Annotated in this window: 12 protein-coding genes; 9 read left to right on the forward strand and 3 right to left on the reverse strand. The window is 35.0% G+C overall.

Features of this window, described 5'->3' with window-relative positions; translation table 11 throughout:
- Window positions 1-40: 40 nt before the first annotated feature.
- Together C8P70_RS05675 and C8P70_RS05680 are read left to right on the forward strand one after the other, a co-directional pair.
- On the forward strand, window positions 41-484 hold the full coding sequence (locus C8P70_RS05675; RefSeq protein WP_133712369.1) for a DUF4268 domain-containing protein: 444 nt from the start codon (window positions 41-43) through the stop codon (window positions 482-484).
- A gap of 38 nt (window positions 485-522) precedes the next feature.
- A complete protein-coding gene (locus C8P70_RS05680; protein WP_133712370.1) occupies window positions 523-2,340 on the forward strand; it encodes a hypothetical protein in 1,818 nt (605 codons plus the stop codon).
- Window positions 2,341-2,398: 58 nt separating this feature from the next.
- Here the strand turns inward: C8P70_RS05680 and C8P70_RS05685 are convergent, their stop codons facing one another.
- Together C8P70_RS05685 and C8P70_RS05690 are read right to left on the reverse strand one after the other, a co-directional pair.
- Complete coding sequence (locus C8P70_RS05685) at window positions 2,399-3,556, reverse strand: GlmU family protein (RefSeq protein ID WP_133712371.1); 1,158 nt, start codon at window positions 3,554-3,556, stop codon at window positions 2,399-2,401.
- 124 nt (window positions 3,557-3,680) lie between these two features.
- Complete coding sequence (locus C8P70_RS05690; RefSeq protein WP_133712372.1) at window positions 3,681-3,932, reverse strand: type B 50S ribosomal protein L31; 252 nt, start codon at window positions 3,930-3,932, stop codon at window positions 3,681-3,683.
- Window positions 3,933-4,168: 236 nt separating this feature from the next.
- Between C8P70_RS05690 and C8P70_RS05695 the strand changes: the two genes are divergently transcribed.
- The 7 genes from C8P70_RS05695 (at window position 4,169) to C8P70_RS05725 (ending at window position 11,741) form a co-directional block, all read left to right on the forward strand.
- Window positions 4,169-4,738: a DUF4199 domain-containing protein gene (locus C8P70_RS05695; protein ID WP_133712373.1), complete on the forward strand. Its 570-nt coding sequence runs from the start codon at window positions 4,169-4,171 to the stop codon at window positions 4,736-4,738.
- Complete coding sequence (locus C8P70_RS05700; RefSeq protein ID WP_133712374.1) at window positions 4,739-5,707, forward strand: glycosyltransferase family 2 protein; 969 nt, start codon at window positions 4,739-4,741, stop codon at window positions 5,705-5,707.
- An 8-nt stretch (window positions 5,708-5,715) separates the two neighbouring features.
- Window positions 5,716-7,443, forward strand: coding sequence for a phospho-sugar mutase (locus C8P70_RS05705; protein ID WP_133712375.1), 1,728 nt, complete (start codon window positions 5,716-5,718; stop codon window positions 7,441-7,443).
- Between the two features lie 52 nt (window positions 7,444-7,495).
- Window positions 7,496-9,325 (forward strand): ABC transporter ATP-binding protein, encoded by a 1,830-nt coding sequence (locus C8P70_RS05710; protein WP_133712376.1) that lies wholly within the window; start codon window positions 7,496-7,498, stop codon window positions 9,323-9,325.
- Entirely contained in the window at window positions 9,326-10,027 is a 702-nt protein-coding gene (locus tag C8P70_RS05715; RefSeq protein WP_133712377.1) for a hypothetical protein, read from the forward strand.
- Window positions 10,028-10,033: 6 nt separating this feature from the next.
- Entirely contained in the window at window positions 10,034-11,230 is a 1,197-nt protein-coding gene (gene pncB / locus C8P70_RS05720) for a nicotinate phosphoribosyltransferase (RefSeq protein ID WP_133712378.1), read from the forward strand.
- 91 nt (window positions 11,231-11,321) lie between these two features.
- Window positions 11,322-11,741, forward strand: a complete 420-nt coding sequence (locus tag C8P70_RS05725; protein WP_133712379.1) for a nucleoside-diphosphate kinase — start codon at window positions 11,322-11,324, stop codon at window positions 11,739-11,741.
- Between the two features lie 78 nt (window positions 11,742-11,819).
- On the opposite strand, the gene C8P70_RS05730 is transcribed toward C8P70_RS05725, so the two are convergent.
- Entirely contained in the window at window positions 11,820-13,019 is a 1,200-nt protein-coding gene (locus tag C8P70_RS05730; RefSeq protein ID WP_133712380.1) for a pyridoxal phosphate-dependent aminotransferase, read from the reverse strand.
- Window positions 13,020-13,058 lie beyond the last annotated feature (39 nt).

The raw sequence follows: 13,058 nt of genomic DNA on the forward strand, positions 1-13,058 counted from the left end.
CTCTAATTAATATGCACAATAAATTTACAATTTTTAGACCATGTTTAGCAAAGAAGAGGCACAAAGAATAAAAAAAGAGTTTTGGACATCATTTGCAGAGGCCTATCCTCGCAAATGGCTATTGCACGATACAAAGATAAAAGACGTTTCGCTTAAATTTTATGCCGACAATAAAAAAGCAATGGTTTTATTGGATATTGAACCTAAAAGCCAAGAAAAAAGAAAAATTTATTTCGAAAAAATAGAATCCTTAAAATCTATCTTGCTTGATGAATATTTAGAAGGCGCTATTTTTGAAAAAGATTTTCATCTTGAAAACGGAAAAGTAATCAGCCGGATTTGGGTTCAGTTAAACGCTGTTTGCATTAATAATAAACAAACCTGGAATAATATCTTTGATTTTTTTAATGATAAAATGACTAATTTTGAAATGTTTTTTTTGGAATACGAAGATTATATTCGCGATTTAGAAATAAACACTTAATTTTATCGTTTACAGATATAATTCTATCCAAACAGTAAATGCGCATTTGTATTCCGTTAATATTATTTTTTTTCTTATTTTTTAGTACCTCTATCCTTGCACAAGAGGTAAAAACTATCGCACAAGACACTGTTGTCAACAATAAACCGGAACTTATTAACAAAAAGACAAAATTAGGAAGGTTCTTCAATAAGTTAATACTAAAAAGTAATAAAAGACTTATCTCTAACACACCTGAAATCCAAAACAGCCAACATCTTGAATTAGGACAAGGCAAAATAATCCGAAATATAAATATTACGACCTTAGACCCTTTTGGCTATTCAGATTCGGATTCTCTAAAAAAACCAGATAAAAAACTAGAAGCCTTAGGAAATAATTTACACCTTAAAACAAAGAAATTTACAATCCGAAATTTTTTACTTTTTAAAGAGGGTGATATATTTGACTCACTCAAAGTCAGAGAAAGTGAGCGTTTAATTCGTACACAGCGCTATGTAAGACGAGTTTCTATTTATCCCATTCCCATTACTAATTCTCCCGATTCGGTTGATATTTTGGTGCGCGAATTAGATTCATGGAGTATTTACCCCACAGGATCCTTATCTACTTCAAGCGGAAGACTCAGACTTAACGATCGGAATTTTGGAGGATTCGGTCATGATTTAACAGTGCAATACCAACGCAGGTTTAGCGAAAAAAGTGACGGTTACATGTTTAACTATCGCGTAAACAATATTCAAAACACCTTTGTCCGAACCGAACTGCAGTACAATTTAGATGTTTGGGGCAACTATATCAAAAGCGCAGCAGTTGATCGACCTTTTTATTCTCCTTATGCAAAATGGGCAGCTGGAGCTAGTTTATACCAACGCTTTTTACGCGATTCTCTCCCCGACAAAAGTATGACTTATAAGCTTCAAGCTTTTAAATATAATACTTTCGACATTTGGGCAGGATATTCTATTCCTCTTTTTAAAAAATATGATAACCAGCCTGTTATAACCAATTTAAGAACATCTTTTAGGTTTAACAATCAAAAATTTATAGAATCTCCGGAATATGCCTATGATACTTTAGGCTATTACCGGGATCAAAAAACATATTTAGCTTCTATCAGTCTAAGCTCTATTAATTTTATTCGGGATCGCTTTATCTTTCATTACAATTTAATTGAAGACGTTCCGGTAGGAAAAATTTTTGCAATTACTGGTGGTTTTAAAGACCAATATCGCAAACGGAGGTCTTATTTTGGTGCAAAATTAGCCATGGGCGGATATACCAAACTCGGCTATTTTGCTACAGATTTGGAATGGGGGAGTTATTTTTACGGTCGCCACGCCGAACAAGGTGCTTTTAAATTTGAAGGTACTTATTTTACGAAATTATTCATATGGGGAGACTGGCGTTTCAGGCATTTTTTTAATCCTCAATTACTAATCGGATATAACAGATATGACCACGTTGGGGACGAACTTAGAGTTGAAAGCGTTATTCAAGGAATCCGAGCATCAAAGGTAACAGGTATTAGAAGATTATCTCTCGCATATCAATGGCAATCTTACGCTCCATATGAATGGAAAGGTTTTCGTTTTAACCCTTTTTTAAGTATTGAAGGAGCCTTTATCGGAGATGGCAGCAAACAATTTTTAGACCCTAAATTGTACTCCAGAATCAGTCTTGGTTTTGTGGCAAATAACGACTACCTCGTATTTAGCAGTATTGCTATTTCGTTAGTATATTACCCTACGATGCCAGATTCCGGACACAGCGTTTTCTTTGCTAATTCCAGACAGTATAACGTTGATTTACCAAGTTTTAATTACGCCAGACCGCAAACCGTGTCGTATTACTAATAAAAAAATCAGTAAGTCTTTTTAAGGCTTACTGATTTTTTTAAAGTATAAGACAGTTCTATTTGATTTCTGCTAAATATCTTATAATATCCTCATCTTCCGGAGTCAAATCCACACTCCTTCTACTCATAACTATTTTCATGGTTTCTATAGCTTTATCAACGTTATAAACTTCCGAAGAATCAATTCCACCCCAAGTAAAACTAGGCAGAAAGGTTGCCGGAAAACCTCCTCCGAAAATACTGCTTGAAACACCAACTACGGTTCCGGTATTAAACATTGTATTGATTCCGCTTCTACTGTGATCACCCATCATTAATCCACAGAATTGTAAGCCTGTATTTTCATATTCCTTTAACTCGTAATTCCACAATTTAATCGGTGCATAATTATTTTTCAGATTAGAATTATTAGTATCTGCTCCCAGATTACACCACTCTCCCAATACCGAATTTCCTAAAAAACCATCATGTCCTTTGTTAGAATAGCCAAATATGACTGAATTATTGATTTCTCCTCCCACTCTGCTGTGTGGGCCTACCGTAGTCGCTCCATAAATTTTAGTTCCCAGTTTTACTTGTGCATGTTCGCATAATGCAAACGGACCTCTTATGACAGACCCTTCCATAATTTCAGCATCTTTACCGATATAAATTGGTCCTGTAGAAGCATTCAAAGTTACAAACTCTAATTTAGCGCCTTCTTCAATAAACACATTTTCAGGAGCGATGACGTTATTGCTCTTAGGTATAGGCTGAGATATTCTGCCTTCGGTCACTATATCAAAATCGACGCGCAAAACCTCATCATTTTTTTGAAAAATATCCCATGTATGCGCAATTTTTATTAATTCTGTTTCATAAGCCAACATTTCGTAACGGTCAAAGTCAACTTCTTCCTGTGTATCCTGAACATAAAAAGCCACTATATCTTCCTCATATACCACTGCCTGCATAGGTTCCAGATTTACAATCATCTCTACTAATATTTCATTTGGCAAATAAGCAGAATTAATCATTACGTTATTTTCAACTTCTACCATAGGAAACTTTTGGGATAAGTATTCTTCGGTTACTGTTGTTGTCGTATAACCTAAATATTTTTCCCATTTTTCTCGGATAGTCAGAATTCCTATTCTTATGTCTGCTACAGGACGTGTGAAAGTAAAAGGCAGCAAAGCTCCTCTCACCTCGCCGTCAAATAAAATATAGTTCATTTTATAATGCTTTAACTCTCAAAGATAGTGGAAATCGATAAAAAATTACACTCCACTGCTAATTTTATCCATAAAAAAAGCCTCTGTGAAAACAAAGGCTTTAATATTGTATTTGTAATTCAAATTATTTTTTGAATTTAGCATATTTAGATTTAAATTTATCAATACGTCCTGCTGTATCAATAAGTTTGGATTTACCTGTATAAAACGGGTGAGATGTACGAGAAATCTCCATTTTAAACACCGGGTATTCTACACCGTCAACCTCAATAGTTTCTTTTGTTTCTACTGTTGATTTAGTGATGAATACGTCATCGTTTGACATATCTTTAAATGCTACCAATCTGTAATTTTCTGGGTGAATACCTTTTTTCATAATGTAAATCTTGTTATTAAAAGGAGCTGCTTTTCCATTTCGAAGCTTTCTTTATGCAAGAAAGGTGTAAACTTCCAACAACTTTTTGTTATACTTATTTTTAATTCAGTGTGCAAATTTACAATTTTATTTTAATTACAAAACAATAATCACTTCTTTTTATAATTTTTATTCCCTGTTTTTAGCTTTCAATTTTAGTATATTTGTATCTTTAAACTGTATTTCAATTGATATTAATGAAAAATCCAATTCATAAAGTCGGAATTATTTTCGGAATTATTCTGGCGGCTTATTATATTTTATTCAATGTGATTAGTTTTTTCACTAGTCGAAATCTATTTACAGATAAATTTGCTGGTTTTGCCAATATGGGAGTAATTATAGTCATTGGATTACTTACGATTATCTTAGCCAAAAAAAAAGCAGGAGGATTTCTTACTTTCAGAGAAGCTTTTACACCTTATCTGATTATGGTAGTTATCGGTGTTAGCACCAATGCTATTACGTATTACCTACTATTCAATTTTGTAGATCCAAGTGCTAAAGAGGAAATTAATAAAACACTTTATGAAATGCTTGTTCAAACGTTGAACAATTCAGGACTACCGGAAGCCGATATCCAAGATCAATTGAATAAAGCCAGCAAATTAGATCAGTTTCAGTTTAAATCACAGCTATTTTCATGGGCAGGCAGTATTCTAAGAAATTCTATTTTGGGATTGTTTTTGGCTGCTATCTTTAAAAATAAATCTGAATTTTCACCTCTGAAGCAAGAGGAATCAAACGATATTAAAGTAACCGAATAGATGAATCTGTCCATAGTCATTCCTTTATTAAACGAAGCAGAGTCGTTACCCGAACTATACAGATGGATAACCGATGTTATGCACAAAAACAGTTTTTCGTATGAGATTTTGTTTATTGATGATGGAAGCAAAGACAATTCATGGAAAATCATCTCCGGATTTACTGCTGCCGACCCAAGCGTCAAGGGAATAAGATTTCAACATAATTTTGGCAAATCACAGGCTTTACACGCCGGTTTTGAACAAACTAAAGGTGATGTTATTATCACTATGGACGCTGATTTACAAGACAGTCCGGAAGAAATCCCGGAGCTGTACAGAATGATTATTCAGGATGATTTTGATTTGGTTTCCGGCTGGAAAAAAAAGAGATATGATTCTGTTATATCCAAAAACATACCTTCTAAATTGTTCAATTGGGCTGCACGTAAAACTTCGGGCGTAAAACTGCACGATTTTAACTGCGGACTCAAAGCATATAAAAAAGACGTTGTCAAAAACATTGAAGTTTTTGGAGAAATGCACCGTTATATACCCGTTTTAGCAAAAAATGAGGGATTTGATAAAATAGGCGAAAAAATAGTGATACATCAGGCGCGAAAATACGGAACCACTAAATTCGGAGCCAGCCGCTTTATTAACGGTTTTCTGGATTTAATTACCATCTGGTTTCTGTCCAAATTTGGCAAACGTCCCATGCACCTTTTCGGCGCACTTGGCGTTTTAATGTTTATCATCGGCTTTATTTCAGCCTGCGTAATCGGGGCTCAAAAACTGTATAAGATTTACACTCATCAACCTGCAATTCTGATAACCAGTGATCCGTGGTTTTATATTGCCCTCACCACAATGATTATTGGTACCCAGCTTTTTTTGGCAGGTTTTTTGGGAGAAATCATACTCAAAACGAGAACAAATATTCAACGATATAAAGTTGCTGAATCCATAGGATTAACAACTTCAAAATAAATAAGATAATGCATATAGAAAAAGATATTCTAGAAAAAGCCGGACAATGGCTAAAAGCTCCTTTTGATACAGCTACACAACAGACTGTTCAAAATATGATAGATACAGACACAGCACTACTCAATGACAGTTTTTATAAAAATCTGGAATTCGGAACAGGCGGAATGCGTGGTGTTATGGGAATCGGAACCAATCGCATCAATAAATACACCTTGGGAAAAAACACACAAGGATTGTCCAATTACTTGAAAAAATCTTTCCCGAACGAAGAGCTTAAAGTTGCAATTAATTACGATTGCCGCCACAATAGCCAAAAATTGGCAAAATTGGTAGCCGATGTTTTTACTGCAAACGGAATAAGGGTTTTCTTGTTTTCAGAAATGCGTCCAACTCCCGAACTTTCTTTTGCGGTACGTTATTATAAATGTCAGATGGGAATTGTACTGACAGCATCTCATAATCCGCCGGAATACAACGGATATAAAGTATATTGGGAAGATGGCGGACAGATTGTTCCTCCAAACGATTCCGAAGCTATTGAGGAGATTAATCAGCTCACCTATGAAGAAATAAACTTTAACGGAGACGACTCTTTAATTACCTATGTTGGAGAAGAACTCGACAATGCTTTTATTGCCTCCACTCTCGAAAACGCAAGCTTTAATACACCACAAACAGCGAAAGATAATTTAAAAATAGCCTACACTTCTTTACACGGAACATCCATCAAACTAATTCCCAAAACACTGGAAAATGCGGGATATAAAAATGTTTTCATCGTAGAAGAACAAGCAGAACCTAACGGCGATTTTCCTACCGTAAAATCTCCTAATCCCGAAGAGCCGGAAGCGTTAACCATGGCGTTGCAGCTTGCTGATGAAAAAGAAGCAGACATCGTTATCGGAACCGACCCTGATTCTGACCGAATCGGAATTGGTGTAAGAGACCTGAACGGAAATATGAAACTGCTGAACGGCAATGAGACGATGGTTGTAATGACCGGTTTTTTACTGGAACAATGGAAACGAAACAAAGGATTTAAAGGCAATGAATTTATTGGTTCTACCATTGTATCAACCCCTATGATGCTGGATCTGGCAGAAAGCTACGGTGTGGAATGCAAGGTAGGATTAACCGGCTTTAAATGGATTGCTAAATTTATAAAAGAGTTTCCCGACCAACAATTTATCGGAGGAGGCGAGGAAAGCTTTGGCTATATGATTGGCGATGCTGTTCGAGATAAGGATGCTGTTGCTTCTGCCCTGCTGGTTTGTGAAATTGCAGCTTTGGCAAAAGCCTCAGGCAGTTCGTTTTATCAAGAATTAATGAATTTATATATCGACCATCGCTATTACAAAGAATACCTGATATCATTGGTTAAAAAAGGAATTTCCGGAGCTGAGGAGATCAAACAAATGATGATAGATTTACGCGAAAATCCACTAGCAAAAATTAACGGGCAACGTGTGGTTTTTATTGAAGATTACCAGAACAGTACAGCCAAAAATTTAATTTCGGGCGAAGTTGAACTGATTTCCATTCCCAAATCCAATGTTTTAATTTATTATCTGGAAGACGGTACTAAAATAGCAGCAAGACCAAGCGGAACGGAACCTAAAATAAAATTCTATTTCAGTGTTTGCGATACTCTGAACAGTCTTTCAGAAATCGAACAAACAGACAATCTCTTAAACACAAGAATACAAGCAGTTATAACCGAAATGAAATTAAATTAAAATATAAGCCTCATAAAAATTTATTTTTTAGTTTTCAATAGTTTACAAACTTATGAACGAATATTTTAAGAAAATTATCCGCTTTGCAAAGCCATATAAAATATATGCTTACCTGAACATTTTTTTCAATATTTTATATGCTTTGTTCAGTGCCTTATCTTTTATTGCCCTAATTCCTATGTTAGATGTCTTATTTGGTGAAACAAAACCAATAGAAGAGAAACCTATCTATACTGGAATGAGTCATTTAAAAGATTACTTGCAAAGTTCTATGTCTTATGAATTACACCAATATTCTGTTGAACACGGCGCACAATATACGCTGATGGCACTAGCCTCTATCATTATAACATTGTTTTTGCTAAAAAATTTGTTCAATTATTGGGCAATGTATTTTATTACATTTTTACGCAATGGTGTACTCAAAGACATCCGCAATGCTATGTATAAAAAATCATTAGAACTGCCTTTATCCTTTTTTTCCGAAAAACGAAAAGGAGATGTAATTTCCCGAATCACATCAGACGTTTTGGAAATCCAGCATTCCTTCCTTTCTATTTTAGAGGTCCTGGTTCGCGAACCCCTAACCATAGTATTTACAATAGCTGCGATGTTTTTTATCAATACGGAACTCACTATTTTTGTATTTGTTTTTGTTCCGGTATCTGGTTTTGTTATTTCTAAAGTAGGAAAAACCTTAAAGAAAAGCTCACAAAAAGCATCGGAAGAACAAGGTTATTTTTTATCTGTCATCGAAGAATCGTTAGCTGGATTAAAAGTGATAAAAAGCTTTAATGCTGAAAAGAATTTCAATAAAAAATTTCAAGATTCTACTCAGACTTTTTACGAACTAAACAACAAAATTTTAAATCGACAAAACCTTTCGTCTCCTCTCAGTGAGTTTTTAGGTATTGTTACTATCGCTGTTCTGTTAGTGTATGGAGGTCATTTGGTTTTAGTTGATCAATCATTAACCGGAGCTGCTTTTATCGGATATATAACTTTAGCATATAATATCTTGACGCCGGCAAAAGCAATGTCTAAGGCTTCCTATAGCTTAAAAAGAGGAAATGCCGCAGCAGAACGAGTACTTGAAATTTTAGAACAAAAAAACCCTATTTCCAACGCAGTTAATGCCACTAAAAAAGCAACTTTTGATAACGAGATCAGTATTGAAAATATTAGTTTTAAGTACGAAAAAGAATATGTTTTAAACGACTTTACTCTTAAAATCCCAAAAGGAAAATCCGTTGCTTTGGTGGGGCAATCCGGAAGCGGAAAAAGTACTATTGCCAATCTGCTGACACGATTTTGGGATATAGACAAAGGGGCTATCAAAATTGACAATCAGGATATCCGTGAAATTGACATCGATGATTTACGCAACTTAATCGGATTAGTCACACAGGACAGTATTTTGTTTAACGACACGATCAAAAATAACCTTTTGCTGGGCAAAGAAAATGCCACAGACGAAGAAATCATTAATGCGCTCCAAATTGCCAATGCCTACGAGTTTGTCAAAGATTTACCCGAAGGAATCCACACCAATATAGGCGATTCGGGCAACAAGCTTTCAGGCGGGCAAAAACAGCGGCTATCCATTGCCAGAGCAGTGCTCAAAAATCCGCCGATTATGATTTTGGACGAAGCTACTTCGGCACTGGACACCGAAAGCGAAAAATTAGTTCAGGTTGCTTTAGAAAACATGATGAAAAACAGAACCTCTGTTGTTATTGCCCATCGCCTTTCTACCATTCAAAATGCAGATTGGATTGTTGTAATGCAAAAAGGAAAAATAGTAGAACAAGGCACGCACGAAAATCTTTTAAAACAAAACGGAACGTACGCCAAACTGGTCTCACTTCAAACATTGGATTAGATGTACACTGAAAATAAAAACTTAAAACTCCCCGGTAATCCAGATACTATTATCTGGAAGTACTTGGATTTGTCCAAATTTTTGGATCTTTTACTTTCCAAAAAAATGTTTATGTCCCGGTCAGATAAGTTTGAAGATCAGTACGAAGGTACATTTAGCGAACCTACTTATGAAGAAATAAAGCAAATAGCAGTTAATAATCCAGAGTTTTTAAACTACTACAAACAGCGAAGAAAAAATATTGTTATCAGCAGCTGGCATATTAACGAATATGAATCATTTGCCATGTGGCAGATTTTTACCAAAAACAATGAAGGATTAGCTATTCAATCCACCGTAGGACGATTAAAAGAAGCTTTTCACGCTGAAGATCGCATTACACAATATATTGGTGAAGTAGATTATATCGATTACAAAAAAGAATACATCCCTTTTGATGATGATTTTTTTCCTTTTTTGTTTAAGAGAAAAAGTTTTCAATACGAAAAAGAAATTCGGGTTATTTCTGACGTAACTCCTCTTAATCTCTCTGTTAACGAAGGAATCAAAATTCAAACTGACATTCAGAAGTTAATTGAAAAAATATATATACATCCCAAATCTGAGAACTGGTACAAAAAACTGGTAATAGAACTAATGGACAAATTGGAATTTAATTTTTCTGTCGAAAAATCAGATTTGGAAAGCGATATTTTAATCTAAATGCTTATGGAAACAAATAGTACCAAACAAATCATCACATCCATTTTGGATAATGATTTCTATAAATTTACAATGCAGCATGCTGTCATTAAAAAATTTCCTTATGCAAAAGCCTCATATATATTTATAAACCGGGGAAATCATCAATATCCCGAAGGGTTTGCTGAAGCTTTTAAAGAAGCCGTTAACGAAATGGCTAAATTAAAATTAACCAAAGCTGAAAAAGAATTTTTTAGAGAAACCTGTCCTTATTTAGACCCTACCTATCTGGATTTTTTACAGGGATATCACTACGATCCCTCGGAAGTTGAAATTAATCAAAATGGTTCTGAAATTGAAATAAATATTTCTGGTTATTGGTACAGAACTATTTTATGGGAAGTTCCGCTAATGTCCATTATTTGCGAATTATATTATAAACTCACAGGCACCAATAGAGAATCTTCCGATATTATTGTTGAAAAGACTAAAAATAAAATAGAAAACTACAGCAAGCTCGGCATTACAATAGCTGAATTCGGAACCCGAAGAAGACATTCATACGATGTGCATCAACTCGTTGTTCAAACGCTTCAAAAATATGGGAAAGGAACTTTTATAGGAACCAGCAACGTTCATTTAGCAATGAAATTTAACACCAAGCCTATCGGTACACATGCCCATGAATGGTTTATGTTTCACGCCGCCAAGTACGGTTTTAAAATGGCTAATTCAGCAGGTTTAGAACATTGGACAGATATCTACAGAGGTGATTTGGGAATTGCCTTAACTGACACTTATACCAGTAGTGTATTTTTTGAACAGTTCGACAAAAAATTTGCAAAACTGTTCGACGGTGTTCGCCATGACAGTGGAGATCCTCTGGATTTTGCTAATCAGACCATAGCTCATTACAAAAAAATGAATATTAACCCACTATCTAAAACCATTATTTTTTCCGATGGTTTAAACTCTGAAAAAGTAGAAAGGATAGCCAAATATTGTAGTGGAAAAATAGGCATCTCATTTGGTATAGGCACTGATTTTACCAACGATGTAGGGCTTCCAGCTCAAAATATTGTAATTAAGATGAAACAGGCTCTACCTGAAGGAAATGAAAGGTGGACTGATGTTGTAAAACTTTCTGATGAACCTAAAAAGCACACGGGCACTCCGGAAATGATAGAGTTAGCACAGCGGCTTTTAGATATACCGATTAATTAAAAAGAATTATTTTTTAATTAAACATTAACCTAATAATTGACATAATACACTATTTTTGCATCGATTTTCAAATTAACTAAATAAAAGTAAAATGGCAACGAACAGAACTTTTACAATGATAAAACCAGACGCTGTAGAAGCAGGTCATATCGGAGGAATTATCAACATGATTACAGAAGGCGGGTTTAAAATTGTAGCAATGAAGCTTACTCAATTAACCGTTAGAGACGCTCAAAAATTTTACGAAGTACACAAAGAAAGACCTTTTTACGGAGAATTGGTAGAATTTATGTCAAGAGGACCAATTGTAGCGGCTATTCTTGAAAAAGAAAATGCTGTAGAAGATTTCAGAAAATTAATCGGTGCAACTAACCCGGCTGAGGCAGCTGAGGGAACTATCCGTAAGAAATACGCAAAATCCATCGGAGAAAATGCAGTTCACGGTTCTGACAGCGATGAAAATGCTGCTATTGAATCAGCATTCCATTTTGCAGGAAGAGAACAATTTTAATAAATATATTTTCTAATATTAAATATAAAGAGCGGGATATTTCTATCCCGCTCTTTTATTTTTTATGTATATTCTTTGCTATTTCTCTATATTTTTATAAACCTTCAAAGCCTCTTTTAAAATTTTTGCAGAACTTATCAAATCTTCTTTTTTCAGTACATAAGCCATACGCGCTTCATCCAAACCGACGTTAGGAGAAGAATAAAACCCGGCTGCCGGAGCAATCATAACTGTTTCTCCATTGAAATCAAATTCTTCTAACAACCATTTTGCAAAATTATCAGCATTCTTTACCGGAAATTTTGCCACACAGTAAAACGAACCATGAGGAATGGTGACTTTAACACCTTCTATCTGCTGCAAAGCTTCGATAAATACATCTCTGCGCTCTTTATATTCTGTAATTACTTCTTCAAAATAACTATTTGGCGTGTCCAAAGCAGCTTCAGAAGCAATCTGTGCAAAGGTTGGTGGTGACAAACGAGCTTGCGCAAATTTCATAGCAGCATTCATTACTTCTTTATTTTTGGATACAATACAGCCAATACGTGCCCCGCACATACTATATCGCTTAGATACAGAATCTACCATAATAGCGTGATTTTCCAAAGCAGGAATACTCATCACAGAAATATGTTTGAATCCATCATAAGCAAATTCTCTGTAAACTTCGTCGGCAATTAAAAACAGATCGTGTTTTAAAACTAAATCTGTCAGTTGCTTCATTTCTTCTTCTGAATACAAATAACCTGTTGGATTTCCCGGATTACAAATCAAAATTGCTTTGGTCTTCGGAGTAATCCATTTTTCAAATTCAGCAATTGGCGGCAAAGCAAAACCATTGTCTATACTAGACATTACCGAAACTATATTTACACCATTAGCAATGGCAAAACCGTTGTAATTGGCATAAAAAGGCTCAGGAATAATAATTTCATCTTCGGCATCCATAACACTTCCCAGAGCAAAACTAAGTGCCTCTGATCCTCCTGTAGTAATGATAATATCAGAAAAATCTACATCCAATTTGTGTTTCTGATAATATTTTGCCAGTTTTTTTCTATAACTTTCAAATCCGGCAGAATGACTGTACTCTAACACTTCAATTTCTGCATTTTTTACCGCCTGTAATGCTACTTCCGGCGTTTTAATGTCCGGCTGACCAATATTTAGGTGATATACATGATGTCCTTTTTGTTTCGCTGCTTCTGCATAAGGAACCAGCTTTCTAATAGGCGACTCGGGCATGCGCTGCCCTTTTTGTGAAATATGTGGCATAGTCAATAAGTTTACATTAGATTAAAATGGAGATAAAAC

The organism is Myroides indicus, from assembly GCF_004364575.1.
In the GTDB taxonomy this organism is placed as follows: domain Bacteria; phylum Bacteroidota; class Bacteroidia; order Flavobacteriales; family Flavobacteriaceae; genus Flavobacterium; species Flavobacterium indicum_A.